Origin of the sequence: Micromonospora sp. NPDC051925, from assembly GCF_044548625.1 — a bacterium.
In the GTDB taxonomy this organism is placed as follows: domain Bacteria; phylum Actinomycetota; class Actinomycetes; order Mycobacteriales; family Micromonosporaceae; genus Micromonospora.
Map to the genome: position 1 here is coordinate 111,193 of NZ_JBIUCH010000012.1, position 26,382 is coordinate 137,574.

25 protein-coding genes are annotated in these 26,382 nt (G+C 70.9%); 15 read left to right on the forward strand and 10 right to left on the reverse strand.

All coding sequences use genetic code 11. From position 1 onward, the window contains the following. Positions 1–40 precede the first annotated feature (40 nt). The gene (locus ACIG87_RS18065) at positions 41–793 is read left to right on the forward strand and encodes a GH25 family lysozyme (RefSeq protein ID WP_396851653.1); all 753 of its coding nucleotides are present in this window, start codon (positions 41–43) and stop codon (positions 791–793) included. Positions 794–893: 100 nt separating this feature from the next. On the opposite strand, the gene ACIG87_RS18070 is transcribed toward ACIG87_RS18065, so the two are convergent. Both ACIG87_RS18070 and ACIG87_RS18075 read right to left on the reverse strand, forming a co-directional pair. Then, a complete protein-coding gene (locus ACIG87_RS18070; RefSeq protein WP_396851655.1) occupies positions 894–1,124 on the reverse strand; it encodes a hypothetical protein in 231 nt (76 codons plus the stop codon). A 91-nt stretch (positions 1,125–1,215) separates the two neighbouring features. Beyond that, positions 1,216–3,270, reverse strand: a complete 2,055-nt coding sequence (locus ACIG87_RS18075; RefSeq protein ID WP_396851656.1) for a serine/threonine-protein kinase — start codon at positions 3,268–3,270, stop codon at positions 1,216–1,218. Positions 3,271–3,361: 91 nt separating this feature from the next. On the opposite strand from ACIG87_RS18075, the gene ACIG87_RS18080 reads away from it, so the two are divergent. From ACIG87_RS18080 to ACIG87_RS18100, 5 genes are all read left to right on the forward strand, one after another. Then, positions 3,362–3,574 (forward strand): acyl-CoA carboxylase subunit epsilon, encoded by a 213-nt coding sequence (locus tag ACIG87_RS18080; protein WP_396851657.1) that lies wholly within the window; start codon positions 3,362–3,364, stop codon positions 3,572–3,574. Positions 3,575–3,651: 77 nt separating this feature from the next. After that, positions 3,652–4,119 carry a hypothetical protein gene (locus tag ACIG87_RS18085; protein ID WP_396851659.1) on the forward strand — a complete coding sequence of 156 codons (468 nt, stop codon included), beginning with the start codon at positions 3,652–3,654 and terminating at the stop codon, positions 4,117–4,119. Positions 4,120–5,509: 1,390 nt separating this feature from the next. Beyond that, positions 5,510–6,628, forward strand: a complete 1,119-nt coding sequence (gene mycP, locus ACIG87_RS18090) for a type VII secretion-associated serine protease mycosin (RefSeq protein WP_396851825.1) — start codon at positions 5,510–5,512, stop codon at positions 6,626–6,628. A gap of 10 nt (positions 6,629–6,638) precedes the next feature. Beyond that, on the forward strand, positions 6,639–7,295 hold the full coding sequence (locus ACIG87_RS18095) for a Maf family protein (RefSeq protein ID WP_396851661.1): 657 nt from the start codon (positions 6,639–6,641) through the stop codon (positions 7,293–7,295). A 9-nt stretch (positions 7,296–7,304) separates the two neighbouring features. Continuing rightward, a complete protein-coding gene (locus ACIG87_RS18100; protein WP_396851663.1) occupies positions 7,305–7,958 on the forward strand; it encodes an O-methyltransferase in 654 nt (217 codons plus the stop codon). A gap of 203 nt (positions 7,959–8,161) precedes the next feature. Here the strand turns inward: ACIG87_RS18100 and ACIG87_RS18105 are convergent, their stop codons facing one another. From ACIG87_RS18105 to ACIG87_RS18120, 4 genes are all read right to left on the reverse strand, one after another. Continuing rightward, complete coding sequence (locus ACIG87_RS18105) at positions 8,162–9,370, reverse strand: MFS transporter (protein ID WP_396851665.1); 1,209 nt, start codon at positions 9,368–9,370, stop codon at positions 8,162–8,164. Between the two features lie 58 nt (positions 9,371–9,428). Then, on the reverse strand, positions 9,429–10,184 hold the full coding sequence (locus ACIG87_RS18110; protein ID WP_396851667.1) for an ABC transporter permease: 756 nt from the start codon (positions 10,182–10,184) through the stop codon (positions 9,429–9,431). 17 nt (positions 10,185–10,201) lie between these two features. Then, positions 10,202–11,161 carry an ATP-binding cassette domain-containing protein gene (locus tag ACIG87_RS18115; protein ID WP_396851669.1) on the reverse strand — a complete coding sequence of 320 codons (960 nt, stop codon included), beginning with the start codon at positions 11,159–11,161 and terminating at the stop codon, positions 10,202–10,204. A gap of 127 nt (positions 11,162–11,288) precedes the next feature. Further along, on the reverse strand, positions 11,289–11,900 hold the full coding sequence (locus tag ACIG87_RS18120) for a PadR family transcriptional regulator (RefSeq protein WP_396851827.1): 612 nt from the start codon (positions 11,898–11,900) through the stop codon (positions 11,289–11,291). A gap of 147 nt (positions 11,901–12,047) precedes the next feature. On the opposite strand from ACIG87_RS18120, the gene ACIG87_RS18125 reads away from it, so the two are divergent. Continuing rightward, on the forward strand, positions 12,048–13,799 hold the full coding sequence (locus tag ACIG87_RS18125) for an acetyl/propionyl/methylcrotonyl-CoA carboxylase subunit alpha (RefSeq protein WP_396851670.1): 1,752 nt from the start codon (positions 12,048–12,050) through the stop codon (positions 13,797–13,799). A 103-nt stretch (positions 13,800–13,902) separates the two neighbouring features. Then, the gene (locus ACIG87_RS18130) at positions 13,903–15,342 is read left to right on the forward strand and encodes a GuaB1 family IMP dehydrogenase-related protein (protein ID WP_396851672.1); all 1,440 of its coding nucleotides are present in this window, start codon (positions 13,903–13,905) and stop codon (positions 15,340–15,342) included. 61 nt (positions 15,343–15,403) lie between these two features. Here ACIG87_RS18130 and ACIG87_RS18135 read toward each other — a convergent pair whose 3' ends face one another. Further along, positions 15,404–16,066, reverse strand: a complete 663-nt coding sequence (locus tag ACIG87_RS18135; RefSeq protein ID WP_396851673.1) for a TetR/AcrR family transcriptional regulator — start codon at positions 16,064–16,066, stop codon at positions 15,404–15,406. A gap of 85 nt (positions 16,067–16,151) precedes the next feature. On the opposite strand from ACIG87_RS18135, the gene ACIG87_RS18140 reads away from it, so the two are divergent. From ACIG87_RS18140 to ACIG87_RS18155, 4 genes are read left to right on the forward strand one after another with little or no spacing between them, the layout of a single operon-like run. Further along, complete coding sequence (locus ACIG87_RS18140; protein WP_396851674.1) at positions 16,152–16,598, forward strand: DoxX family protein; 447 nt, start codon at positions 16,152–16,154, stop codon at positions 16,596–16,598. 31 nt (positions 16,599–16,629) lie between these two features. Beyond that, on the forward strand, positions 16,630–17,154 hold the full coding sequence (locus ACIG87_RS18145; protein ID WP_396851829.1) for a MarR family winged helix-turn-helix transcriptional regulator: 525 nt from the start codon (positions 16,630–16,632) through the stop codon (positions 17,152–17,154). Continuing rightward, complete coding sequence (locus ACIG87_RS18150) at positions 17,148–18,881, forward strand: ABC transporter ATP-binding protein (protein ID WP_396851676.1); 1,734 nt, start codon at positions 17,148–17,150, stop codon at positions 18,879–18,881. Before ACIG87_RS18145 ends, ACIG87_RS18150 begins: the two co-directional genes overlap by 7 nt. Next, positions 18,878–20,896: an ABC transporter ATP-binding protein gene (locus ACIG87_RS18155; protein ID WP_396851677.1), complete on the forward strand. Its 2,019-nt coding sequence runs from the start codon at positions 18,878–18,880 to the stop codon at positions 20,894–20,896. The genes ACIG87_RS18150 and ACIG87_RS18155 overlap by 4 nt, the downstream gene beginning before the upstream one ends. A gap of 51 nt (positions 20,897–20,947) precedes the next feature. On the opposite strand, the gene thrS is transcribed toward ACIG87_RS18155, so the two are convergent. Together thrS and ACIG87_RS18165 are read right to left on the reverse strand one after the other, a co-directional pair. After that, positions 20,948–22,165 carry a threonine--tRNA ligase gene (gene thrS, locus ACIG87_RS18160; RefSeq protein ID WP_396851678.1) on the reverse strand — a complete coding sequence of 406 codons (1,218 nt, stop codon included), beginning with the start codon at positions 22,163–22,165 and terminating at the stop codon, positions 20,948–20,950. Between the two features lie 301 nt (positions 22,166–22,466). Then, the gene (locus ACIG87_RS18165) at positions 22,467–22,745 is read right to left on the reverse strand and encodes an excalibur calcium-binding domain-containing protein (protein WP_396851680.1); all 279 of its coding nucleotides are present in this window, start codon (positions 22,743–22,745) and stop codon (positions 22,467–22,469) included. A gap of 873 nt (positions 22,746–23,618) precedes the next feature. Here ACIG87_RS18165 and ACIG87_RS18170 point away from each other — a divergent pair. Genes ACIG87_RS18170 through ACIG87_RS18180 form a run of 3 tightly spaced genes read left to right on the forward strand, consistent with a single transcriptional unit; the run spans position 23,619 to position 24,826 of the window. Next, positions 23,619–24,254, forward strand: a complete 636-nt coding sequence (locus tag ACIG87_RS18170) for a DedA family protein (RefSeq protein WP_396851682.1) — start codon at positions 23,619–23,621, stop codon at positions 24,252–24,254. 12 nt (positions 24,255–24,266) lie between these two features. Then, positions 24,267–24,497 (forward strand): type II toxin-antitoxin system RelE/ParE family toxin, encoded by a 231-nt coding sequence (locus tag ACIG87_RS18175; RefSeq protein WP_396851684.1) that lies wholly within the window; start codon positions 24,267–24,269, stop codon positions 24,495–24,497. Further along, a complete protein-coding gene (locus ACIG87_RS18180) occupies positions 24,494–24,826 on the forward strand; it encodes a helix-turn-helix domain-containing protein (protein WP_396851686.1) in 333 nt (110 codons plus the stop codon). Before ACIG87_RS18175 ends, ACIG87_RS18180 begins: the two co-directional genes overlap by 4 nt. A 105-nt stretch (positions 24,827–24,931) precedes the next feature. Here the strand turns inward: ACIG87_RS18180 and ACIG87_RS18185 are convergent, their stop codons facing one another. Continuing rightward, positions 24,932–26,335: an NAD(P)H-quinone dehydrogenase gene (locus ACIG87_RS18185; protein ID WP_396851687.1), complete on the reverse strand. Its 1,404-nt coding sequence runs from the start codon at positions 26,333–26,335 to the stop codon at positions 24,932–24,934. Positions 26,336–26,382: the final 47 nt, after the last annotated feature.

Genomic DNA, 26,382 nt, shown 5'->3' on the forward strand with positions numbered 1-26,382 from the left:
AAGGATTGGCGTCAATCGATTGGCGTCCCTGGAGGAATCCATGACCCGTACCAGATTCTCGTTGCGCCGGCTGCTCGCCGCCGGTCTCACCGTGGCCGCCACCGCGGCCACGGCCCTCGTCGCCACGGCCGGACCCGCGGCCGCCGCCACCACCCCCGGCGTCGACGTCTCCCGCTACCAGGGCACGATCAACTGGACCAGCGTCCGCAACGCCGGTATCGAGTTAGCCTTCATCAAGGCCACCGAGGGTACGACCTACAAGGACCCGAACTTCAACAGCAACTACGTCAACGCCTACAACGCCGGGGTGATCCGCGGGGCGTACCACTTCGCCCTGCCGAACGCCTCCTCCGGCGCCACCCAGGCCGGCTATCTCGTCAGCAACGGCGGAGCCTGGTCGGCGGACAGCCGTACCCTGCCCGCCGCGCTGGACATCGAGGCCAACCCGTACAGCGGCGGCACCTGCTACGGGCTGTCCACCACCAGCATGCGCAACTGGATCCAGGACTTCCTCAACACCTACCGCTCCCGCACCGGCCGGTACGCGGTCATCTACACCACCACCAGCTGGTGGAACCAGTGCACCGGCAGCTGGACCGGCCCGTGGGCCAACCACCCGCTCTGGCTGGCCCGCTGGGCGAGCGCGCCGGGCACCCTGCCCGCCGGCGCGTCGGTCTGGAGCTTCTGGCAGTACACCAGCACCGGCAGCGTCTCCGGGATCAGCGGCAACGTCGACCGCAACTACTGGAACGGCGACCGCTCCCGGCTGATCGCGCTGGCCAACAACACCTGATCGGACCCGCACACCGGTCGGCGGCAGCGGGATCGGTCATCACCGTACGGTCGATGACCGATCCGGCTGCCGCCGTCGTGTCGATGGTGGTGCTGCCGGTTCAGGCGTTCCTACGGCTGGTCAGCGGTACGGTCACGGCGTCCGTGCCGGTCACCGCGGCCCGGCGGCTCAACCGCCAGGCGGCGACCCCGGCGGCCGCGAGCGTCACGACGACGACCAGCGTGACCAGCGCGGCCACGCCGGCGCTCAGCAGCAACAGGACGACATCGCCGAGGGCGACGAGCATCCACAGTGCCAGTCGGGGCCGGGCGTCCCTGCGTCGGTAACCCATCTCGCTACCTCCTTCCGTCGTCCCAGGACAGATACCCCGTACGACGGAAGGTCATGCGAACTGATGTCACCCCGGGCGGGAATCCCCCGGATCAGTTCCTCCGGTCCGGCACGAACCGGCTGGTGATGAGGGCGAAGTTGTCGAGGTTGGCGTCCCAGTCCTTCGCCGCCACCTCCCAGCGGATCGCGAAGCCCCGGTTGGTGGCGGTGACGAAACCCCGGTTGCGCACGTGGATCCGGGTGTTGTCCCGGGTCTCCAACCAGTCCCAGTCGGCGCAGGTGCGGTAGCCGCCGCACGCCTTGATGTCGAGGTACTGGTAGTTGTTGACGTAGTTGCGCCGGTTGGGCTCCTGCCCCCTCCAGTCGGCGACCGCGTCCTTCTTCGGGCTGGGGGTCCACTGGATCAACAGTTCCCGTACCCCACCCGGCTCGGTGATGGTCACCGAGTCGGAGCGGACGCTGCGTCGCCAGCCCTTCGGCACCGGCACCTTGAAGGTCGGCCCGCTGTACATCTCCCAACCCTCCGGCAGCGCGTTCGGGTCGGTGGACGGGGTGGCCGACGGGGTCGGGCTCGGCGCGGCGCTGGTCGGCGGCGCGGCCGGGGCCGATGTCGGAGCGGCGGAGGCCGCGGCGCTCGTCGGGCCGGCCTGCGGGGTGTCGCCGCCCTCCGGATCGTCCGAGCTGGTCAACAACGGCACGATCAGGGCCAGCCCCACCAGCAGCACCACGACCAGCGCACCGATCAGCAGGTTGCGCCGCTTGTGGTCCGGCTTCGTCCCGTCGTACACCGGAACGGGCGCACGCCCGGCGGACCCGGCGGACGGGCTCACCGGCGCGGCCAGCACGGCGGTGGGGTTGCCCGGCGGGGGCGGGTCGACCCGGCCGGCGCGGGCCGGCGAGTCGACCTTGCTGGTCGGCGCGGCATCGGCATCGGCCGACGACCCGGCCGCGCTGGTCGGCGCGGCAGCGGCAGCGGTCGGCGGGGTGACCTTCGTGGTGGGCTCGGCGTCCACCCCGGCCGGCACCTTCGCGGTGGCGTCCTCGCCTGCGGTCGGCGCGGCCGTCGACGACCCGGTGACGGCCGTCGCCTCAGCCGCCGTGCCGACCGTAGCGGCAGCACCGCTCGCCGCGGCCTTCGCGGCGGCGGCGCTGGCTCCCGCCGCGGCGGCGGCACTGGCTCCCGCCGCGGCTGCCCGGGACGGCGAGGTCTTCGCCCCGGTCTCACCCGCCGCTGGTCGGGGTGCCGGCACCACCGGTACGCGCGGCTCGCGCGGACCGTTCGGTCCGGGCCGGCGTACGCCGTCGAGCAGTGAGATTCCCCTCGCGCGCCTGCCTGCGGCCCGACGCAGCATGCGCTCCGCGACCTCGGCGGTGATCCGCTCGGCCGGGTCCTTGCGGAGCAGGCCGTTCAGGACCGGCTTCAACGGGCCGGCGTTCTTGGCCGGTGGCAACGGTTCGGTCGCCAGCGCGGCCAGGGTGCCGATCGCCGACGGCCGGGCGTACGGGGACTTGCCCTCCACCGCGGCGTAGAGCGTCGCGCCCAGCGACCAGAGGTCCGCCTCCGGCCCGGCGGTGCCGTCCTTGGCCCGCTCCGGCGCGATGTACGCGGGCGAACCGAGCACCATGCCCGTCCGGGTGACGTTCGGGTCGCCGGGGATGGTGGCCAGTCCGAAATCGGTCAGCACCACCCGACCGTCGGTGCCGAGCAGCACGTTGCCCGGCTTGATGTCCCGGTGCATGACGCCGGCCTTGTGGGCGGCCTTCAACGCGCCCAGCACGCCCAGGCCGATCTCCACCGCCTGGGCCGGTGGCACCGGCCCGTCCTCGGCGAGGGTGTCCTGCAACGACCTCGACGCCACGTACTCCATGACGATCCACGGGTCGCCGTCGGTGCGCAGCACGTCGAAGATGCGGACCACGTTGACGTGGTTGAGCCGGGCGATCGCTCGGGCCTCGCGCAGCGACCGCTCGCGCATCTCGCGGCGCTCGTCGTCGGTCAGGCTGGGCGGCGGAACGAGTTCCTTGATGGCCACGTCCCGGTGCAGGACCTCGTCGCGCGCCTTCCAGACCCGGCCCATGCCACCCTGACCGAGCGGCGAGAGCAGCCGGTATCGGTCAGCGACGAGTTGGGAAGGCACATCAGACATCGGTGAGACGGTACCCGGCCGCGCCAATGCGCACACCGCCGGCACGCCACTGTGCGACATGGGTCAACTTGTCGACGCGTACCCTGGCGTCATGTCTGCCGAAGAGCCGCTGTTCCGGGTCGTCCGGGGGACCCCGACCGCCGAGGAACTGGCTGCGTTGGTGGGCGCGATCGCGCTCCGCTCCCGGCCGACCGGCACACCCACACCGCAGGCCAGATCCGAGTGGGCCCGCAGCACCCGGCCGGCCGGCGCCGCCCTGGTGACCGGGCGCGGCGCCTGGCGCACCTCCGGCCTGCCCCGCTGACGGCCGGGACTGCCGGGATCGCCGCACAACCACTAACCTCACTCTGAGAGACGGCTTCGTGACAGTCGGGAGGACCAGTGATCCCTGAGGAGGGCCGCCCAGCTTCCTGGCTGGGTGACTACAGCGGCATCGAGGCCGACATCCGACAGATGCGGGAGTTCGCCGACCAGCTCCAGACCGAGGTCGACCGGAACTACACACCACACCTGCGCTACATCGCCGACGACATGACCGCCGCCGTGCCCAACCCGTGCGATGCGTTCATCGAGTTGGTGCACTTCCTCCAAGCACACTGGGAGACCCAGCAGGCCACCTCCGACCTGGTACACGGCCTGGCCGGCGCCACCGGCCGGCTCGCCGCCGCCGCCAACCGGATCGCCGCCGACTACCAGGGCACCGATGCCTTCGCCAACGCCCGGGTGACAGATGTCGAACGCGCGCTGCACAATCCGCAGGTCACCGCGTCCACCCTCGCCGGCCGCTCCTCGTGGACAGCCCCCGAGCCCAACAGCCCGGAAAATCCGGGCCCGGTGGTGCTGCCATGATCGAACGGGGCAGCGGCCGTACGTCCGGCCTCACCGACTGGCAGCTGATGGACGTGCTCAGCATGTGGGCCTGCCTTCAGGACCAGGAGACACAGGGGCACTGGAAGCACGTCGCCGGGTGGCGCAAGGTCTGCGACCTCGCCCAGACCCACCTGCGGCGACTCCAGCAGTACCGCAGCGGCCTCGCCGAGGCGTGGCCGCCCGCGGCGAATGCCGCCGCCAGGACGTACCTCGCCGAGTTGGACGAACTGATCAGCAAGGTGCAACACACCCACGACACAGCCGCCGCCAACCACGACGCCCTCGCCGCTGCCGCCCGCGCCATCGACAGCACCAGACCGGAACTCAAGCGGCTGTACGACGACTACGCCAGAAAGCTCGCACAGAAACGAGGGTACGAAGCGACGCTCGCCGACCCCAAGGCGGCGGCGGGCAGCCGGGTGGTGGACCCGCCGGTCACCGATGCGGACCTGGAGCAGCTCAACGCGCAGGCGCGCGGGATCATGTTCGGTCTCAGCGGCGAACTCCAACAAGCCCAAGTAATGCTCCAAAAACCCCCGCCCGTACGCCCACCTCGCGACACCGGAACTGCGGATATCTATGGTAGTTCAGGATCAATACCAATAATCCCTCCAGTTACTCCCGTTCCGATTGCATTACCGGCGACAAAAACCTCGGGAGTCAAACGGTCAAAAATCGCAAAACCGACACCCTCAGGACAAGTACCGAAAGGCGGCCCAACGCTCGGGGGCGTCGTCAACTCAGTTCTACCGGCACCCACTCAGGGGACAATCCCTGGAACGCAATTAGGGACGGTCAACCCCCAGTCAGGTCCCGGAATACCGCCAGCATTGCCAGCGTCAGGGCTGACGGAGCCCAGCAACGGGGATAGGCCCCTCCGGGGACAACGCACCCCCTTCAAAGACACCACCTCTCACCCCAGCAATCTACCGCGATCCACGCCCCCCACTGGCGTAATTGGCGGGACACACGGGATAGGAACCGGCCAGCCAATTAGTAACGGCACCCCACGACGCGTTAATCCAGTCGGCGGTGTCATCGGCGGTGGTGGCGCCGGGCTTGCCCCTACTGGAGGCGCCGGAACTAGACCTGGAGGCGGAAGGGGGGGCCAACTCGGCGGGCTGGGAGGATTCCCACCTGTCGCCGGAGGACCCAGAACGGGCGGCTTTCCCGATCCATCGACAAAGCAAGATCAAACAGACAGAAATTCGTCCCGCCGATGGGACCCCGACCATCCCTGGACGACCGATGAAGGCGTACCGCCGGTAGTTCAGCCACCTGAAGAGGAAGGGCCCATCGACCCAGGTCCAGCCATCGGATTTAGCCGGTGAATATCGGCAACTTCACCGCTTTCCTGCGCTTGCTGGCGATGACGCAAATAATCGGCTTGTTGACAGCAGCAGCACCCATGTTCATCGCATCAAAGAACCAAGAACTGATCCGGGATGACCAATGGCACCTGGCATTCTTGAAAGCCAACGAGGCGCATCGCATCAACCAGGGAAAAGGCTCACTAGTCGCTGTACTAGATACCGGCGTCGCACCCCATCCAGATCTGCGGAATAACCTGCTTGCCGGAATCGACACCATCCCCGGAGGGTCCGGGGATGGCCGCAGTGACCGCGATAGCCACGGTACCGGGATGGCAGGAATAGTCGCGGCACATGGCCAACGAAGCGACACGGGAGCACTTGGGATCGCACCAGAGGCAAAGATCCTGCCGGTCTTTAATTCTCCGCCGGAGGGGGATGGAGACCCAGACGCCCTTGCGGAAGGAATCAAGTTTGCAATCGCCCACGATGCGAATATAATTAATATTTCTAGTGTTGGCGGAAAGAGCCCCTATCTGGAGCAGATGATCACCCGCGCCCTTGCCTCAAATATTGTAGTTGTAGCCGCCGCCGGCAACTTCCCCGACGATACAAGAGTGGGCTACCCCGCCTCTGTTGGCGGAGTTGTCGCTGTAGGTGGAGTGGACAGGCAGGGGAGGCGCGCGCCTATCTCCGTGACAGGTCCCGAGATCGATGTTGTTGCTCCGGCGGTTGACATCTACAGCACCAGTATCGATGGCAAGTACCGCAAGGGCACCGGTACGTCCGATGCCACCGCCATTGTTGCCGGGGCGGCTGCGCTGGTCCGCTCCAAGTACCCCTACCTCCCCGCTGCCGAAGTCGTACACCGGCTCACGGCCACCGCTGTCGACAAGGGTCCTCCCGGCCGTGACGACGAGTACGGCTATGGCGTCATCGATCTGGTAGCCGCGCTCACCGCCGACGTCCCGCCCCTCGGCTTCGAAAGCGCGACAGCCGTCCCGCCGAGTGCCGCCGTGACGAGCGCAGCCGCGCAGCCGGCCGGTGGCGACGGCGACAGCGGTGCCACCGCGAGAGGGTGGGCCACGTTGGGGGTGATCGTGGCGGCCGGGTGCGGATTTCTGGTGTGGCGTCGACGCCGACGTGCCGACGACCCGCCACCGAGGATCAGCCGGTAGCGTCGGCCCTGTGTCGAACTCCTTGCCGCTCCGCCTCGTGCTCGCCTCGCAGAGTCCCGCCCGCCGCAAGTTGCTCCAAGCCGCCGGAATCGAACCTGATGTGCTGGTGAGCGGGGTGGACGAGTCCCAGGTGATCGCGGAACGGGCCGAGGATCTGTGCCTGGATTTGGCCCGGTTGAAAGCGCAGGCGGTGTCTGACCGGCTGCGCTCCACTCCGGACGAGCGGACGCTGGTACTGGGTTGCGACTCGGTGCTCGCGTTCGACGGTGAGATCCTGGGCAAGCCGGCGGACGCCGCCGACGCGACCCGGCGGTGGGGGCGGATGCGCGGGCGCAGCGGGGTGTTGCACACCGGGCACTGTCTGGTCGACCTGGTGCACGAGTCCCGCGCCGAGGCGGTGGCCTCGACCGTCGTGCACTTCGCCGACGTCACCGACGAGGAGATCGCGGCGTACGTCGCCACGGGTGAGCCGTTGGCGGTGGCCGGGGCGTTCACCATCGACGGGCTGGGCGGGGCGTTCCTCGCCGGGATCGAAGGTGACCCGGGAACGGTGGTCGGGTTGTCGTTGCCGCTGCTGCGTCGGCTCCTGCGCGATCTTGAGTTGAGCATCACGGACCTGTGGACCAAGGTCGCGCCGGGAGCCCAGGAAGTCGAGCATCTGGGCTAGCGTCCGGTCATGACCTCGAAGTCGTTGCCGCTGACACCGGAACTGCACGCCTACCTCGTCGCCCACGGTTCGCCGCCCGACGAGATCATCCGTGACCTGGCGAAGGAGACCCTGGCCGTACTGCCTGCGCACGCCGAGATGCAGGTGGCGCCGGAGCAGGCCGCCTTCCTCACCTTCCTGACCCGGTTGCTGGGGGCGCGGCAGGCCGTCGAGGTGGGAACGTTCACCGGCCTGTCCTCGCTGGCGATCGCCCGTGGGCTGCCCGAGGACGGCCGGCTGACCTGCTTCGACATCTCGGAGGAGTTCACCGGCATCGCCCGGTCATACTGGCAGCGCGCGGGGGTGGCCGACCGGATCGAGCTGCGCATCGGCCCGGCCGCCGAGACCCTGCGGGAGTTGCCCCACGAGCGTCACCTGGACTTCGCGTTCATCGACGCTGACAAGATCAGCTATCCGGTGTACTGGGCGGAGCTGGTGCCCCGGATGCGGCCCGGCGCGGTCATCGCGGTCGACAACACCCTGCGTGGCGGCCGGGTGCTCGCCCCGCGTGACGCTGCCGACCGGGCAGTCGCCGCCTTCAACGACGAGGTGCTGGCCGATGTCCGCGTCGACGCGGTGATGCTGCCCCTCGCCGACGGCGTCACCCTCGCCCGGGTCCACTGACCGGTCGGCGGGCGGCAGGAACAACCCGGCGTGTCCGGGGCGCGGGCCGGTTCTCCACCCGCGCACCGACGTCTACCCGCCGTGGGCGCAAGATCGACTCAGGTCGCCGAAACGGCGGTCTCCGATGCGCCGAAGCAGCGGTCTCCGATGCGTTCCGACACCACTGTTCCGGCGATCTTGAGTCGATCAAGATGATCTGAAGATCAAGCGCACCGGGCGGAGGCGGGGGCAGGCGCGGAGGTAGGCGTGCGCAGCGCCCGGCCCAGCCGTACGGTGAGCAACGCCGCCGCCGCGATGAAGCCGGGCAGCAGCAGGAAGGCCAGGTGAGGTCCGACCCCGTCGGCCACCGCGCCCAGCGCCACCGGCGCGATCCCGAAGCCCACCCCCATCGAGTACGACGCCCAGCCCGCCGCCTTGTCCGCAGCGGCGGGACCGGCGACGGCCAGGGCGATCGAGATCGCCAGCGGATAGTGCAGCGCGTTGCCCAGCCCCAGTACGACCAGCCCGGTCACCGCGAGCCAACCGACCGGGGCCAGCCAGAACACGGTGAACCCGCCCAGTGACACGGCCAGCGCGGCGAGCAGCAGCGATGCGGGCGGCCACTGGAGCGCGAACCGGCCACCGGCCAGTCGGCCGAGGAACATGCCGCACACGATCGCGGCGACGGCACCGGACGCCCCACCGGAGGACATGCCGGCATGTGAGCGGAGCACGTCTGCGGTCCACAGCGACAGACAGACCTCGATCGACCCGGTGACGGCCATCAGCACCCAGGCGATCCAGTACGCCCGAGGCAGCCGCCCGGACGCCACCGCACCCGCCACCGCGGGCCCCGGCGTCACAGGAAGCTGCGGGAGGCGTACCCGGAAGAGGCGGGCGGCGAGGGCGACCGACGCGATCAGGGCGACCTCGACGGCCAGCACCGGACGCCAGCCCAGCCCCGCCGCGACGCTGGCGCCGATCACCAGCGGGGCGAGGATGCCCATGCCGGCGCAGGCGGCGTTGGCCTCGGTGAGCGCGGCCGGCGCGGCCTCGCCGTGCCGGGCGGTGAGCACCACCGAGACGCCGCTGATCACCAGCATGCCGGCGGTGGCGATCACGACGACCGAGGCGAGGGTGGCCGGCAGCGGTCGGAGCGTGCCGAACGCGGTGACCCCGACGGCTACCCCGACCAGCCCGACCCAGCTGGCCGTGCCCCGCCCCACCCGGCGGGCGAGCGGCGCGAAGGCCGCACCGCCGAGCAGCGCGCCGACCGCGATGGCGGTGCTGTGCAGGCCGGCGACGGCGGCACTGGTGCCCTGTTCGTCGCGGAGCAGCGGTACGACCGGGCCGAACCCGTAGAGGAAGAAGCCCCACAGTCCCAGTTGGGCGTAGGTCAGCCAGGTGATGCTGTCACGGGTGAGGCGGGGCACCGGCCTTACGCTACAAGCGTGCGACCGGGGCCCCGCCCCAGGTGAGAGGTGGGTCTCGTCAGCGGACGCTGCGGGCGAACTGCCGGGCCGCCCAGAAGACCCCGGCGGCGGCGAGCACCGCGATGATGGCCAGCCCCTGCCACACCTTGTCGTTGCCGAGGTCACCGGCGAACAGCGCCCGGGTGCCGTCGACCGCCCAGGAGAACGGGTTCCACTCGGCCACGCCCTGAAGCCAACCGGGGGCGAAGGTCAGCGGCAGCAGGATGCCGGAGAGCAGCAGCACCGGCTGGGCCACCGTGTTCATCAACGGGGCGAGCGCGTCCTCGCTCTTGACCTTGAGCGCGACGCCGTACGAGACGGACGAGGTCATCAGCGCGATCAGGGCCAGCAGCAGGTACGCCAGCAGCAGGTCACCGATGAAGACCCGTAGGTCGAACAGGAGCGCCAACAGGGTGATGATGACCGCCTGCACGAGCAGCGAGACGACGTCGCGCAGGGAGCGGCCGAGCAGCAGGGCGAGCCGACTGATCGGGGTGACCCGGGACCGCTCGATGACCCCGGCGCGCAGTTCGGCGATCAGCCCGAAGCCCTGGAACAGCCCGCCGAAGATGGCGAGCAGCACCAGCAGACCGGGTACGAAGATCTTGTAGGCGGCGGCCTGGGTGGGCGCGTTCAGGGCCGGCTTGAGCAGGGGGGCGAAGAGCAGCAGGTACATCACCGGCTGGAAGACGCCGACGAAGACCCAGACCGGGTTGCGCAGCAGCAGTTGGAGTTGGCGTTGGAAGATCAGCCAGGTGTCGCGGGCGAGTTTCATGCGTGGTCTCCGGGTTCTCAGGACTCGCGCAGCGAGCGGCCGGTCTTGGTGAGGAAGACGTCGTCGAGGCTGGGTCGGTGCAGCTCGATCGAGGTCATCGCCAGCCCGGCGTGGTCGAGCCGGCGCAGGATCTGCGGGATGGCGGTGGTGCCCTCGTCGACGTAGAGGCGCAGCCCACCCTCCTCGGCGGTCTCCAGCTTGTTGAGGTACTCCGCGCCGTCGAGGAGTTGGGCGGCCTCCGGGGTGCTCGCCACGTCCAGGCCGACGAGCACCACGTCGCCGGAGATCTCCCGCTTCAGCGCGGCCGGGGTGCCCTCGGCGACCACCTCGCCGTGGTCCATGATCGCGATCCGGTCGCAGAGCGCGTCGGCCTCGTCGAGGTAGTGGGTGGTGATGAAGACGGTCATCCCCTCGGTACGCAGCCGGCGGATCTCGTCCCACATGTGCGCGCGGCTCTGCGGGTCGAGGCCGGTGGTCGGCTCGTCCAGGAAGACGATCTTCGGTTCGTGGATGATGCCGAGGGCGATCTCCACCCGCCGCCGCTGGCCCCCCGAGTAGGTCTTGCACTTGCGGTCGGCGTACTCGGTGAGCTGGAAGGCCTCCAGGGCGCGGACCGCGCGGCGGTGCGCGTCGGCCTTGCCGATGCCGTACATCCGGGCGTGCAGGACGAGTTCCTCGCGGGCGCTGCACTCGTCCCAGGTGCTGCCGCCCTGGGCGACGTAGCCGATCCGGCGACGCACCTCGGCCGGGTCCTTGCGCAGGTCGGCACCGGCGATGGTGGCCTCGCCACCGTCGGGCTCGATCAACGTGGCGAGCATCCGCAGGGTGGTGGTCTTGCCCGCGCCGTTGGGGCCGAGGAAGCCGAAGATCTCCCCGGCCGAAACCTGGAGGTTCACCCCCCGTACGGCGTCGACCGTTTTCGTCTCCCGACCCTGCCGGGAGCGGAACGACTTCCGCAGCCCCCTGGTCTCGATCATCTCTGCTCCTGGTCGTCCGGGCCGGATCGTGCCGGCCACCGTCTGCCCCCGGGACGCCATCCGGCGCGCTCCCCACCATCGGGCCGGAAGCAGGCTAACGCGATATAACTTTTTTGGTCAACGTTGATTATTTTTCTTCCTGCCCGGGTGGCGGGCCACCGTCGGTCCAGCCCGACCAACCCTCCGCCTCGGCCACCCCAGCAGGCAGGTACGACACTCCCGACTCGATGAGCTCGGCGATCCGCCCGCACCACGCCACCTCCGCCTCGGCTCGGGCCAGCCACAGCTCGAACATCCAGCTCACGTGCACCGGCTTGCTGTTGCGCACCCAGTCCGAGTCCAACGAGGCACGCATCGACTCGACCCCGGCGCGCAGCAGGTTCGCCCGGTTGCGCAGCGCCGCCGCCGCCTCCTCCCGGGGCATCGCCGGCAGGAACGAGAAGGCCGCCACGAACGGGTCGGGCACCTCGTGCAGCTGCCACCACTGCGCCCGCAACAGCGTCTCGAACTCGTCGTCCCCCTTCTGCGTCACCTCATACGTGGTGCGCGCCGGCCGGGCCCCGACCTGCTCGGTGGCGACCGCCCGCAACAGCCCCTCCTCGGCCAGCTTGCGCAGCGCGTGGTAGATCGAGCCGGGCTGCACGTTCGCCCACTTGTCGGCGCTCCAGCTCAGCAGCTCACGGCGCACGTCGTAGCCGTGCACGGGCTGCATCCACCGGACCAGCCCCAGGATCATCATCCGAGTCGCAGACACCGCACAAGCGTAATAGACAAGTTTGACTAGGCTCCGGGCCGACAGTGCGGCATCCCACACTGAGCGATCGTTAGGGGCGGTTCTGGGTGGCCGATACACTCCCGGGGCAACCACCCCCGGGAGGAGCACCAGGTGCGCAAGGTACTCATCGCCAACCGTGGCGAGATCGCCGTCCGCGTCATCCGTGCCTGCCGCGACGCCGGTCTGGGCAGCGTCGCCGTCTACGCGGACTCCGACCGGGACGCCCTGCACACCACCCTCGCCGACGAGGCGTACGCCCTGGGCGGCGAGACCGCCGCCGACAGCTACCTGCGCATCGACAAGCTGATCGACGTGGCCCGCCGGGCCGGCGCGGACGCCGTGCACCCCGGGTACGGCTTCCTCTCCGAGAACGCCGACTTCGCCCAGGCCGTCATCGACGCCCGGCTGACCTGGATCGGCCCCACCCCGCAGGCGATCCGCGACCTCGGCGACAAGGTCACCGCCCGGCACATCGCCCAGCGGGCCGGCGCACCCCTGGTCCCGGGCACCCCCGACCCGGTCGCCGACGCCGACGAGGTGATCGCCTTCGCCGTCGCGCACGGCCTGCCGGTCGCCATCAAGGCCGCCTTCGGCGGCGGCGGGCGCGGCCTCAAGGTGGCCCGCACCCTGGAGGAGATCCCGCACCTGTTCGAGTCGGCCACCCGGGAGGCGGTCGCCGCGTTCGGCCGGGGCGAGTGCTTCGTCGAGCGCTACCTGGACCAGCCCCGGCACGTCGAGGCGCAGGTCCTGGCCGACCGGCACGGCAACGTGATCGTGGTCGGCACCCGGGACTGCTCACTGCAGCGCCGGCACCAGAAGCTGGTCGAGGAGGCCCCCGCGCCGTTCCTCACCGCCGCCCAACGTACCCAGATCCACGACAGCGCCAAGGCGATCTGCCGGGAGGCCGGCTACCACGGTGCCGGCACGGTCGAGTACCTGGTGGGCGTCGACGGGACCATCTCGTTCCTGGAGGTGAACACCCGGCTCCAGGTGGAGCACCCGGTCACCGAGGAGACCGCCGGCGTCGACCTGGTCCGCGAGCAGTTCCGGATCGCCGACGGCGAGAAGCTGCGGTTCACCGAGGACCCGACCCCGCGCGGGCACGCCATCGAGTTCCGGATCAACGGCGAGGACCCGGGCCGCAACTTCCTGCCCGCCCCGGGCACCATCACCGCGCTGCGACTGCCCACCGGGCCGGGCGTACGGGTGGACACCGGTGTCTCCGCCGGTGACGTGATCGGCGGCAACTTCGACTCCCTGCTGGCCAAGGTGATCGTCACCGGCGAGACCCGCGCCGAGGCGATCGAGCGGGCCCGCCGGGTGCTCGACGAGATGGTCGTCGAGGGGATGGCCACCGCGCTGCCGTTCCACCGTCTCGTCGTGCGGGATCCGGCGTTCACCGCCGAGCCGTTCACCGTGCACACCCGGTGGATCGAGACCGAGTTCGACAACACCGTCCCGGCGTTCGCCGCCACCGCCGGCCCCGCCGATTCGGCGGCGCAGCGCGAGACCGTCGTGGTCGAGGTGGGCGGCAAGCGGCTGGAGGTGACCCTGCCCGCCGGCCTCGCCGGGGGTACGACCACCGCCGGGCCGGCCGCGCGGAAGCCGGCCCGTCGGGGCGGCGGTGTCAACGCCGGCGCGGCGGTCAGCGGCGACGCGCTCACCTCCCCCATGCAGGGCACCATCGTCAAGATCGCCGTCGCGAACGGGGACACCGTCGCCGAGGGGGACCTGGTCGTCGTCCTGGAGGCGATGAAGATGGAACAGCCCCTGCACGCCCACAAGGCCGGCACGGTGGGCGGGCTCTCCGCCGAGGTCGGGGCGGTACTCACCGCCGGCGCGGCGATCTGCACCATCGCCTGAGTACGGGTACGGCGTCCTTCCTCGTACTGAGCGGGTGGGCGGGTAGGGGTGTTTTCCGCTACCACCGGGCGCAGGAGGGTGATCGAGCGGGAATGATGGCCGGGTGAGGTTCCTTCATGGCGCGGTCCCCGCGCACGACCTGACCTACAACGACGTCTTCATGGCGCCGGCCCGATCCGAGGTGGGTTCGCGGCTCGACGTCGACCTGTCCACCGGCGACGGCACCGGCACCACCATTCCGCTGGTGGTGGCGAACATGACTGCGGTGGCCGGTCGGAGGATGGCCGAGACGGTGGCCCGCCGGGGCGCGATCGCGGTGATCCCGCAGGACATCCCGATCGAGGTGGTGGCCACCGTGGTCGACTGGGTCAAGCAGCGGCACCTGGTGCACGACACCCCGATCACCCTCGGCCCGACCGACACCGTCGGCGACGCCATCCACCTGCTGCCCAAGAAGTCACACGGCGCGGTGGTGGTGGTCGACGAGGCCGGTCGGCCGATGGGCGTGGTCACCGAGGCGGACACCCACGAGGTGGACCGGTTCGCCCAGCTCCAGCACGTGATGTCGACCGAACTGCACACCGTGCCGGCCGACGCCGACCCACGTACCGGCTTCGAGCTGCTCAACGCGGGCCGGCGTCGGCTGGCCCCGGTGGTGGACGCCGACGGTCGGCTGGTCGGGGTGCTCACCCGGCAGGGCGCACTGCGGGCCACCCTCTACAAGCCGGCGGTCGACGACCGGGGGCGGCTGCGGATCGCGGCGGCGGTGGGCATCAACGGTGACGTCACCGGCAAGGCCGAGGCGCTGCTCGCGGCGGGGGTGGACACCCTGGTGGTGGACACCGCGCACGGGCACCAGGCACGGATGGTCGCCGCGCTGCGGGCGGTCCGCAAGCTGGACCCGCCGGTGCCGGTGGCGGCCGGCAACGTGGTCACCGCCGACGGGGTACGCGACCTGGTCGAGGCGGGCGCGGACATCGTCAAGGTCGGGGTCGGGCCGGGCGCGATGTGTACCACCCGGATGATGACCGGGGTCGGCCGACCCCAGTTCTCGGCGGTGCTGGACTGCGCCGCGGCGGCTCGCGCCCTGGGCCGGCACGTCTGGGCTGACGGCGGTGTCCGACACCCCCGGGACGTGGCGCTGGCGCTGGCGGCCGGGGCCTCCAACGTGATGGTGGGCTCCTGGTTCGCCGGTACCTACGAGTCCCCGGGTGACCTCTTCACCGAGCCGGACGGCCGACGCTACAAGGAGAGCTTCGGGATGGCCTCGTCCCGGGCAGTCAGTGCGCGGACCGCCGAGGACAGCGCCTTCGACCGGGCCCGGAAGGCGATCTTCGAGGAGGGCATCTCCACCGCGCGGATGTACCTGGACCCGGCCCGACCCGGTGTGGAGGACCTGATCGACGAGATCATCTCCGGGGTACGCAGCGCCTGCACCTACGCCGGCGCCCGCAGCCTGGACGAGTTCCACGAGCGCGCCCTGATCGGCCTCCAGAGCACCGCCGGCTACACCGAAGGCATGCCCCTCCCCACCAGCTGGTAACCCCCTCCCCCGCCCACCCCCACCAAACGCGATGGCTCAGCCCCCTGCCGCGTCGTTCGGGTTAGGTGATCAAGAGGTTTGCGTCATCAGCGTCGGGCGGGATGACGCAAACCTCTTGATCAACGGGAGAGTGCTGGGGGGTGGGGGTGGGGTCAGGGGGTGGGGGGAGGAGGTGGCGGATCACGGTGCGGGCGGCGGTTCGGGGGTCCGCTTCGATGTCGGGGGGCAGGGCGCCGGAGAGCCAGAGCGTGGCGAAGCCGTGCACGATCGACCAGGCGGCCAGCGCATCCGTCCGCAGGTCACCCGGGCCGGGCCGGTCCGCCGGGAGGGCCGCCACGCCGGTGTGCAGCGCCGCGCCCGCCCGCTCCCGGGCCGCCCGCACCTGCGGGGCGTCGGCCCGGTAGAGGTCGGGTCGGAACATCACCTCGAAGTGCGCCCGGTGGCGTACGGCGAAGTCCACGTACGCCACCCCCACGTCGAGCAGGTCGTCACCGGCCGCGTCCAGCGTGGCGGTCAGCAGGTCGAACCCCTCGACGGCGAGCGCGGTCAGCAGGCCGGCCTTGTCGCCGAAGTGATGGGTCGGGGCGGCGTGTGAGACGCCCGCGCGGCGGGCGAGGTCACGCAGGCTGAACGCCGCCGGACCGGACTCCTCGATCGCCGTCACCGCCGCCTGGAGCAGGGCGCGGGGCAGGTCACCGTGGTGGTATGCGCGTGTGACGGTCACGACGTCAGCATAACTTTGCATTGACAAGACCGCCATCGGCGACGCAATCTTGTCAGCATAAAGATTTGCCACCGAGGAGGTCCCCATGATTCCGTTGATCGCCCTGATCGCCGGGGCCACCGTCGCGCGTCTGGTCGGGTTGGCCGGTGTGGACGCGCTGGACGGCTGGCATCCCGCGCTCCGCGTCGGGCTGGCACTGCTGTTCACGCTGACCGGGTTCGCCCACTTCACCTCACCCCGCCGGGAGGGCCTGATCGCCATGGTCCCGCCACGGCTGCCGCACCCCGGCATGCTGGTCACCGCCACCGGGGTGCTGGAGCTGGCCGGCGCGGTGGGGCTGCTGATCCCGGCCACCGCCCGACCGGTCGCCGCCGGCCTGGCGCTACTGATGGTGGCGATGTTCCCGGCGAACGTCTCGGCGGCCCGGCGCGGCCTGACCCTGGCCGGCCGACCGGTCACCCCGCTCGGCCCGCGTACGGTGCTCCAGATCGTGTTCGTCGGAGCGGCCCTGACCATTTCGTTTGGCACCTGACCGTTTGGGGGCTAACATACGCACCGTGCCCATGGAACCACTGGTCGTCTTTCCCGACGCGCTCCGCGGCGCGCCGCTCGGGCGGCTACTGTCGGTCGCCGGCCACCTCGTCGACCAGCACTGGGGCCGCTATCTCGCCGAACACCACGGCCTGACCCCGGCCGGGATGCGGGTGCTGTTCACCCTGACCCACCTCGACGACGCCACCCACCGGGACGTCGCCGACCGCTGCTTCGTCCGGCCCGCCACCCTCACCGGGATCGTCGACACCCTCGAACGGGACGGCTTCGTCGAACGCCGCCGCGACGACGCCGACCGGCGCACCGTACGCCTCGCCCTGACCGACAAGGGACGCGAGCACACCCGGGCCCTGTTCGACCGGATCCACACCGACACCCCGCTCACCTCCGTCGACGCCGACCCGGCGAACCGCGCGGTGATCCGGGACTTCCTGATCGAAGTCATCACGACCATGTCCGACGGGGAGGACAACAGGTTGAGCACACAACACCAGAAATCGACCGACCACCCGAGGCCCGGGAGCCGTCCGTGCTGATCAGCCTGCTGCGCCGCTACCTGCGCCCCTACCACCGGCCACTGGCCCTGGTGGTGCTGCTCCAGTTCGTCGGCACGATGGCCTCGCTCTACCTGCCGAGCCTCAACGCCGACATCATCGACCAGGGCGTGGCCCGCGGCGACACCGACTACATCATCCGTACCGGCGGCTGGATGCTGCTGGTCAGCCTGGTGCAGATCGCCTGCTCGGTGGCCGCCGTCTACTTCGGCGCCCGCACCGCGATGGCCTTCGGCCGGGACCTCCGCTCGGCGATCTTCGGGCAGGTCAACCGCTTCTCCGCCCGCGAGGTCGCCCACTTCGGCGCACCCTCGTTGATCACCCGCAACACCAACGACGTGCAACAGGTGCAGATGCTCGTCCTGACGAGCTGCACCATGCTGGTCGCGGCGCCGATCATGAGCGTCGGCGGGGTGGTGATGGCACTGCGGGAGGACCTCGGCCTGTCCTGGCTGATGCTGGTCAGCGTGCCGGTGCTCGCCGTCGCGCTCGGGCTGGTCATCCGCCGGATGGTGCCCGGCTTCCGGCTCATGCAGACCCGGATCGACACCGTCAACCGGGTGCTCCGCGAACAGATCACCGGCATCCGGGTGGTCCGGGCGTTCGTCCGGGAACCGTACGAGACGCAGCGGTTCGGGGTGGCCAACGCCGACCTCACCGCCACCGCCCTGCGGGTCGGCCGGCTGATGGCGCTGATCTTCCCGCTGGTGATGCTGGTGCTCAACGTCTCCAGCGTCGCCGTGCTCTGGTTCGGCGCCCAGCGGATCGACGCCGGGCAGATCCAGATCGGCGCGCTGACCGCCTTCCTGGCGTACCTGATGCAGATCCTGATGGCCGTCATGATGGCCACCTTCATGCTGATGCTGGTGCCCCGCGCGGCGGTCTGCGCCGAACGCGTCACCGAGGTGCTGGACACCGAGTCCTCGGTGGTCCCGTCGGCCACGCCGGTGACCCACGTCGACGGGCACGGCGAGCTGGAACTACGTGGCGTCTCCTTCCAGTACCCGGGGGCCAGCGCACCGGTGCTGCACGACATCTCGTTCCGGGCCGCACCCGGCCGCACCACCGCCGTGATCGGGTCCACCGGCGCCGGCAAGACGACCCTGCTGACCCTGATCCCCCGCCTGGTCGACGCGACCGCGGGCGCGGTGCTGGTCGACGGGGTCGACGTCCGGGAGCTGGCCCCGGAGGAGTTGTGGCGACGGATCGGCCTGGTGCCGCAGAAGCCGTACCTGTTCACCGGCACGGTGGCGAGCAACCTGCGGTACGGCAACCCGGACGCCACCGACGACGAGCTGTGGACGGCGTTGGAGATCGCCCAGGCCCGCGACTTCGTGGTCCAGATGTCCGGCGGCCTGGACGCCCCGATCACGCAGGGCGGGACGAACGTCTCCGGCGGGCAGCGGCAGCGCCTGGCCATCGCGCGGGCGCTGGTCCGCAAGCCGGAGATCTACCTGTTCGACGACTCGTTCTCGGCACTCGACCTGGGCACCGACGCCCGGTTGCGGGCCGCGCTGCGCCCGGTCACCGCCGACGCCGCAGTGGTGATCGTGGCCCAACGGGTCTCCACGATCATCGACGCCGACCAGATCATCGTGTTGGAGGACGGGGGCGTGGTCGGGATGGGCCGACACGACGAACTACTCGACGACTGTCCGACGTACGCCGAGATCGTGGCGTCCCAGCAGACGGCGGGGGTGCCGGCATGACCGCCGTACCCGAGCAGAAGAAGGCCCCGGAGGCGACCACGCCGGAGCGGCTGCCCGCGGCCGGGCGGCGCAGTGGTGGGCCGCCGTGGATGAACGCCGCCATGCCGGCGGAGAAGTCGATGAACTTCGGGCCGTCGGCCCGCCGGCTGCTCGGCCGGCTGCGACCGCACCGGGCGCCGCTGACCGGCATCATCGCCCTGGCGCTGACGAGCGTGGGGGCCACCGTGGTCGGCCCGAAGATCCTCGGCCACGCCACCGACATCATCTTCGCCGGGGTGATCGGCCGGCAGCTTCCGCCCGGCACCACCGTCGACCAGGCGGTGGCCGGGATGCGGGCCGCCGGCAACGACAACTTCGCCGACATGTTGGCCCGGATGGACGTGGTGCCCGGCGTCGGCATCGACTTCGACGCCCTGAGCCGGGCGCTGCTGTTCGCGCTCGGCCTGTACGTGGCCGCCAGCCTGCTCATGTGGTGGCAGGGCTGGCTGCTCAACGGGGTGGTGCAGGCCACCGTGTTGCGGCTGCGCGCCGAGGTGGAGGAGAAGCTCAACCGGCTGCCGCTGCCCTACTTCGACCGGCAGCCCCGGGGTGAGCTGCTCAGCCGGGTCACCAACGACATCGACAACATCTCGCAGACCCTTCAGCAGACGCTGAGCCAGCTGCTCACCTCGCTGCTGACCGTGGTCGGCGTGCTGGCCATGATGTTCTGGATCTCGCCGCTGCTGGCGCTGGTCGCGCTGGTCGCGGTGCCGATGTCGGTGATCGTGACCCAGCAGATCGCCAAGCGGTCGCAGCAGAAGTTCATCGCCCAGTGGGCGCACACCGGCGAGCTGAACGGCCAGATCGAGGAGGCGTTCACCGGCCACGAACTGGTCAAGGTCTTCGGCCGCCAGCCGGAGGTGGAGGCCAGCTTCCACGCCAAGAACGAGGAGCTGTTCCGGGCCAGCTTCGGCGCGCAGTTCATCTCCGGGATCATCATGCCGGCGATGATGTTCGTCGGGAACCTCAGCTACGTGGCGATCGCCGTGGTCGGTGGGCTGCGGGTGGCCTCCGGGTCGATGAGCCTCGGTGACGTGCAGGCGTTCATCCAGTACTCGCGGCAGTTCACCCAGCCGCTCACCCAGGTCGCCTCGATGGCGAACCTGCTCCAGTCCGGGGTGGCCTCGGCCGAACGGGTCTTCGCCGTGCTCGACGCCGACGAGCAGAGCCCCGACCCGGCCACGCCGGCCCGGGTCGTCGAACCGCACGGCCGGGTCGAGTTCGAGAACATCTCCTTCCGGTACGACCCGGACAAGCCGCTGATCGACGACCTGTCGCTGGTCGCCGAGCCCGGTCACACCGTGGCCATCGTCGGCCCGACCGGCGCCGGGAAGACCACCCTGGTCAACCTGGTGATGCGCTTCTACGAGCTGGACGCCGGGCGGATCACCCTGGACGGGGTGGACATCACCACCATGCGCCGCGACGACCTGCGCGGCCGGATCGGCATGGTGCTCCAGGACACCTGGCTCTTCGGCGGCACCATCCGGGACAACATCGCCTACGGTCGCCCGGACGCCACCGAGGAGGAGATCCTGGCCGCCACCCGGGCCACCTTCGTGGACCGGTTCGTCCGCAGCCTCCCCGACGGGTACGACACCGTCATCGACGAGGAGGGCAGCAACGTCAGCGCCGGCGAGAAGCAGCTCATCACCATCGCGCGGGCGTTCCTGGCGGAGCCGTCGCTGCTGATCCTGGACGAGGCGACCAGCTCGGTGGACACCCGTACCGAGGTGCTGCTGCAACGGGCGATGGCAGCGCTGCGTTCCGACCGGACGAGTTTCGTCATCGCGCACCGGCTCTCCACCATCCGCGACGCCCACCTGATCCTGATGATGGAGAACGGCCGGATCGTCGAGCAGGGCACCCACCAGCAACTGCTCGCCGCCCGGGGGGCGTACCACCGGCTGTACCAGGCGCAGTTCGCCGCGGCGGTGGTCGACGACGAGGCCGCGCCGGCACCGGTCGGGGGCTGAGCGTCGCACCGGGGGCCGGGGGCATCGTGCCCTGGCCCCCGGTGCGAGCCGTCAGCCGGCCGGGAGCAGCTCCGCCGAGCGGGCCGCGACCACCGCGCCGATCAGCCGCACCGCGTCCGCCACCGGCATCGGGTCGAGGCTGCGGCCGTCGCGCAGCCGCAGGGCCACCGCGTCGTCGGCCGCCTCCCGGGCCCCGACCACCCCGACGTACGGCACTCGGCGGCGGGCCGCGTCCCGCACCCGGGCACCCAGCGAGCCGGCGGAGTCCACCTCGACCCGTAGCCCGGCGTCGACCGCCCGCCGGGCCACCCGGGCCACCGCGTCGGCCTGCCCGGCGTCGACCGGCAGGAGCAGCAACTGGACCGGGGCGTACCAGGGCGGGAAGGCCCCCTGGTGCACCTCGATCAGGTAGGCGAAGAGCCGTTCCATGCTCCCCACCAGGCTGCGGTGCACCAGCACCGGCCGCCGCCGGGCACCGTCGGAGTCGGTGTACGACAGGTCGAACTTCTCCGGTTTGTCGAAGTCGAGCTGCACGGTGGAGATGGTCGACTCCCGGCCGGCCGCGTCGGTGATCTGGATGTCGATCTTCGGACCGTAGAAGGCCGCCTCGCCGGGGGCCTCCGCGTGGTCCACCCCGTCCAGGGCGGCGCGGAGCAGGTCCTCGGCGCGCGCCCAGGAGGCGTCGTTCCCGACGTACCTCGCGCCCGGCCCGCGCAGCGACAGCCGGAACCCGGCCGGGCGGACGCCGAGCGCGGCGTGCGCCTCGCGGATCAGCCGCAGGATCTCCCGGACCTCGTCGCCAACCTGGTCCAGGTTGCAGAAGTTGTGCGCGTCGTTGAGCGAGATGGCCCGCACCCGGGACAGCCCGCCGAGCACCCCGGAACGCTCCGCCCGGTACATCCCGCCCAGCTCGCCGACCCGCAGCGGCAGCTCCCGGTAGGAGCGGCCCCGGGCCCGGTAGACCAGGGCGTGGTGCGGGCAGAGCGCCGGCCGGAGCACGAACTCGTCGTCGGCGCTCAGCCGCATCGGCGGGAACATGTCGTCGGCGAAGTGGCCGAGATGTCCGGACAGCGCGAACAGCTCCCGCCGGCCCAGCGGTGGGGAGTACACGTGCTGGTAGCCGGCCCGGCGTTCCAGCTCACGGACGTACTCCTCGACGGCGTGCCGGGCCGCCGCGCCGGCCGGCAGCCAGATCGGCAGCCCGGCCCCCGCCAGCGGGTCGGAGACGAACAGGTCCAGCTCCCGGCCGAGCCTGCGGTGATCGATCATGTCGCGCTCCTTGATCGGGTACGACCCGGAGACGACCCGACCCGACACGCCGCGAGGCCCCGGGCGGATCGCCCGGGGCCTCGTCGACGGAAGACGTCAGTGCGGCACGCCGGGATCTCCCGGCGTCGTGGTCACCACCGCGCTGCGCATACCGCCACGGTACGACCGCAGCGCCGCGCGGGGCGACCGCTTTTCCCGCCGGCGGCGGACCGGGGGCGCGCGGCGCGCCGTCGAGGTGGGCGGGGGCGCTTTCCCGACCCGCGTCTCTCCGCCCCGCGCTCCTCGGCCGGCGGCGGACCGGTCAGCGCTTCTCGCAGGCGACCTTGTCCTTGTCCCGATCCAGGTGGGTGTTCTTCGCGTAGACCGCGTCGGACACGGTGAAGTTCGTGACCGGCTTGGTGCTACCCCGGACCTTGTCCTTCGCGCCCTTCTTGCCGACCCCGTGCTTGTACTTCTTGTTGAGGGCGGTGCAGTTCTTGTACCTCGTCGCCCCCGCCTCGGCCGGGCCGGTCTCGACGACGAGGGTGCTGCCGAGCGCCAGGGTCACGGCGAGCGCGCCCCGCACCAGCGTGGAAACCATCTACGAGCCTCCGCAAGGAAATGTCGGTTGAGCCCGGGACGCTATCCGAGCGGCGCCGACGAGCGGGGCATGGTGTCTTCGGACCGACAGCCGATCTGTCCGAACGGTGACCGCCCGTCGGCCGGTATCGGCGCGACCGCCCCCGACGGGCGGCGACGCGTCGTACGACCCGCCCCACCGACCGCCGGGAAGGGGGAAACCCCCCGGCTCCGGCCGCCTCGCCCCGTGCATCGCTAGGATGTCGCCGACGGCGACCAGCCCGCCCGGCCCCGATCCTGGGTCATGTCCACGACGGTGGGCAGGAGCACGTTGACCCGGTCGCCGACCGCACGGCGGCGTTAATGGTCGGGCGTGGACCGGTGACGGCGATACGGTGGGATCAGCTCCCATCGCCAGAATCGACGGTCGACATGATCAACAGGTATCAACCGGGACCGCCCGGGGCCGTGGCCCCGGATGGGATTCGGTGACGTCCGGTGCGGCGCTCCGGCCATGAGCGCAGTCCCTCGGTGCCGCCGGGGCAGGATGTGGGCGGGTCGCCGGCACGGGACCTGCCGGCGACCCGCGGCGGCCCGCTCGTCAGGAACGGGGGACCCGACGGATGTGGGGCCGCGCGTACTCAACGGTACGCCGACGGTCCCCGATTCGCCGACCCGCTCCGGCCCACCGGCGGTGGGCGGCAGGCGGCGTGCGGCAGACGGCAGGCCGCCCCCGATACGCGGTACCGACGGCGCGCGGGGCGAGGTCCCGCCGTCGTCCCCGCAGGCCCCGGTGGTGTCCGTGGTCACCACCGGCCGGTCCGGTCGCCGGTGACCACGCAGCAGCCGGGAGGCTTGGTACCTGGAATCGGCCCTGACCGGCGAGGTGGCAGTCGTGCCCGAGCTTCTCACTGAGATCGCATCGCCCATGTGGGCCTACCTGCTGCTGATGGGCCTGCTCGTCGTGGACGCCTTCGTGCCGGTCATCCCCACCCAGGCCATCATGATCACCGGGGGCGCGCTCACCGTGGTCGGCGGGCTGAGCCTGCCGCTGACCATCGGCGTCGGGGCACTCGGTGTCTTCGCCGGTGACCTGGCCTGCTACCTGCTCGGCCGCAGCGCCCCGGACCGGCGGCAGGCCCGGCACGCGGAGCCCGGCCGGGCCCGCCGGGTGGCCGGCCGGGTCACCCGGGGGTTGCGCCGTCCCGGGCCGCTGGCCATCCTGCTCTGCCGGTTCGTGCCCGGCGGCCGGATGGCGGCCTGCTTCTCCGCCGGCCGCAGCCGCTACCCCTACCGGCTGTTCCTCTGCTACGAGGCGACGGCGGCCGTCGGTTGGGCCAGCTACGGTGCCCTGGTCGGCCACCTCGGCGGCACCGCGCTCACCGGGTCGGCCTGGCGGCTGGGGATCATCGCGGCAGCGGCGGCGGTCGGGTTCGCGGCGGCCGGCTGGACGATGACCCTACTCAGCGCCCGCACCGCGGACAAGGAGACCGCTGCCGAGCTGAGCGCGTCCACACCTCCACCCGCATAAGGACGCCCGTTGGTGGACCGGCTCAAGGGCAGTTCGTTCCACCACATGAAAGAGCTACGGCCGGGCTCAAGTGGCACCACGGAGATTAGGCTGATTTTCGCCTTCGATCCGCTACGCGAGGCGGTCTTCCTGGTCGCCGGGGACAAGTCGGGACAGTGGCAGAGTTGGTACCAGAGGGCCGTGCCGCTCGCCAACGCAAGGTTCGGGGAGCATCTGATCGCACTGAAGGAAGCGGAACGATGACCAGCGGATCCGGTTGGAATGAGGTCAGGGCCAAGGCCCGCGAGATCGACCCCTGCTGGGACGACCCCGAGCGGGTCGCCCGCCGTGGCCGGTTCCGCGAAAAGATGCTCGCCTCCGTCAGTGGCGCGCAACTGGCCGAGATCCGTCGACAGCTCGACATGACCCAGCAGCAACTCGCCGAGGCAGCTGGTCTGTCTCAAGCCAGGATCAGTCAGATCGAGAACGGCGAACACACCAGCCTGGAAACCCTGCGCGCGTACGTCACCGGGCTCGGTGGCCATCTGGACGTGGTCGCCCGGATCGGGAACATCCACCTCAACGTGGCCTGAGACCTGGCCCCGGTTGGCCGGCACCGCACGTCAGCTCCCGCTCCGGCGGACGGCCCGGTCGGGCGTCGGTCAGATCCTCGACCCACGCCCGCCGGGAACATCGGGTCATTCGAGTTCGTGGAGCATGAGCTGGCGGGCCGCCTCGGTGATCGAACCGGACAGGCTCGGATAGATGGTGATGGTCTGGGCCAGCTCGTTGACGGTGAGGTTGTTCTCCACCGCCATGGTGATCGGCAGGATCAGCTCGCTGGCCTTGGGGGCCACCACCACCCCACCGATCACCTGGCCGCTGGCCGGGCGGCAGAACAGCTTGACGAAGCCGTCCGCCAGGTCGTCCATCTTCGCCCGCGCGTTGCCGGTCAGCGGCAGCATCACCTGCCGGGCCAGGGTCCGGCCGGCGTCCGCCTCGTCCTGGGAGACGCCGACGGTGGCCAGCTCCGGGTCGGTGAAGACGTTCGCCGCGACGGTCCGCAGCCGCAGCGGCCGGACCGCCTCGCCGAGGGCGTGCCACATCGCGATCCGGCCCTGCATCGCGGCGACGCTGGCCAGCGGCAGGACACCGGTGCAGTCGCCGGCCGCGTAGATGCCGGGGACGTTGGTACGCGACACCCGGTCGACCGTGACGTAGCCGCCCTTGGCCAGCTCGACGCCGTACTCGGCCAGGCCCAGGCCGGCGGTGTTCGGGATCGAGCCGACCGCGATCAGGGCGTGCGAACCGGACACCACCCGCCCGTCGGAGAGGACCACCTCCACGCCGTCGTCGGTCCGCCGGACCGCGTCCGCCCGGGAGTTGTTGAGGATGCTCATGCCCCGGCTGCGGAAGACCTGCTCGATGGCCATCGCCGCGTCGGCGTCCTCGTGCGGCATCACCCGGTCCCGGCTGGAGACCAGGGTCACCTCGACGCCCATCGCCAGGTAGGCGCTGGCGAACTCGGCCCCGGTGACGCCGGAACCCACCACGATCAGGTGCGCGGGCAGCTCGGGCAGGTCGTACACCTGCCGCCAGGTGAGGATGCGCTCGCCGTCGGGCAGCGCGGTGGGCAGCTGACGCGGGGTGGCGCCGGTGGCGACCAGCACGGTGTCGGCGGCGATCGAGTACTCCTCGCCACCGTCGGCCGGGGTGACGACGACCCGGTGGGTGTGACCGAGCGTGTCCTCGCCGAGCCGGGCGGTGCCCGCGACGAAGGTCACGCCGGCCTTGACCAACTTGGTGTGGATGTCGGCGGACTGGGCCAGGGCGAGCCGCTTCACCCGCTCGTGCACGGCGCGGGCGTCGACGGTGACCGCTTCCAGGCCGTCGGAGTGGATCCCGAACTCCTCGGTGTCCCGGTAGCCGGTGACCACCTCCGAGCTGGCGATGAAGGTCTTCGACGGGACGCAGTCGGAGAGCACGCAGGCACCCCCGGCGCCCTCGGCCTCCACCACGGTGACGTCGGCGTCCAGCTGGGCGGCGACCAGGGCCGCCTCGTAGCCGGCCGGCCCCCCGCCGATGATCACGATGTGGCTCACAGCCCTCGCCCTCCGTCAGTGCTCACAGTGACTTTCTTCTCCCCGAA

What these genes read in the sequence shown, in the direction of transcription:
- ACIG87_RS18140 (WP_396851674.1), top strand. Translation starts at nt 16,152, where the DNA reads ATGATTCCGTTGATCGCCCTGATCGCCGGGGCCACCGTCGCGCGTCTG.
- ACIG87_RS18100 (WP_396851663.1), top strand. Translation starts at nt 7,305, where the DNA reads ATGACCTCGAAGTCGTTGCCGCTGACACCGGAACTGCACGCCTACCTC.
- ACIG87_RS18065 (WP_396851653.1), top strand. Translation starts at nt 41, where the DNA reads ATGACCCGTACCAGATTCTCGTTGCGCCGGCTGCTCGCCGCCGGTCTC.
- ACIG87_RS18155 (WP_396851677.1), top strand. Translation starts at nt 18,878, where the DNA reads ATGACCGCCGTACCCGAGCAGAAGAAGGCCCCGGAGGCGACCACGCCG.
- ACIG87_RS18115 (WP_396851669.1), bottom strand. Translation starts at nt 11,161, where the DNA reads ATGATCGAGACCAGGGGGCTGCGGAAGTCGTTCCGCTCCCGGCAGGGT.
- ACIG87_RS18165 (WP_396851680.1), bottom strand. Translation starts at nt 22,745, where the DNA reads ATGGTTTCCACGCTGGTGCGGGGCGCGCTCGCCGTGACCCTGGCGCTC.
- ACIG87_RS18120 (WP_396851827.1), bottom strand. Translation starts at nt 11,900, where the DNA reads ATGATGATCCTGGGGCTGGTCCGGTGGATGCAGCCCGTGCACGGCTAC.
- ACIG87_RS18180 (WP_396851686.1), top strand. Translation starts at nt 24,494, where the DNA reads ATGACCAGCGGATCCGGTTGGAATGAGGTCAGGGCCAAGGCCCGCGAG.
- thrS (WP_396851678.1), bottom strand. Translation starts at nt 22,165, where the DNA reads ATGATCGATCACCGCAGGCTCGGCCGGGAGCTGGACCTGTTCGTCTCC.
- ACIG87_RS18070 (WP_396851655.1), bottom strand. Translation starts at nt 1,124, where the DNA reads ATGGGTTACCGACGCAGGGACGCCCGGCCCCGACTGGCACTGTGGATG.
- ACIG87_RS18110 (WP_396851667.1), bottom strand. Translation starts at nt 10,184, where the DNA reads ATGAAACTCGCCCGCGACACCTGGCTGATCTTCCAACGCCAACTCCAA.
- ACIG87_RS18075 (WP_396851656.1), bottom strand. Translation starts at nt 3,270, where the DNA reads ATGTCTGATGTGCCTTCCCAACTCGTCGCTGACCGATACCGGCTGCTC.
- ACIG87_RS18080 (WP_396851657.1), top strand. Translation starts at nt 3,362, where the DNA reads ATGTCTGCCGAAGAGCCGCTGTTCCGGGTCGTCCGGGGGACCCCGACC.
- mycP (WP_396851825.1), top strand. Translation starts at nt 5,510, where the DNA reads ATGACGCAAATAATCGGCTTGTTGACAGCAGCAGCACCCATGTTCATC.
- ACIG87_RS18145 (WP_396851829.1), top strand. Translation starts at nt 16,630, where the DNA reads ATGGAACCACTGGTCGTCTTTCCCGACGCGCTCCGCGGCGCGCCGCTC.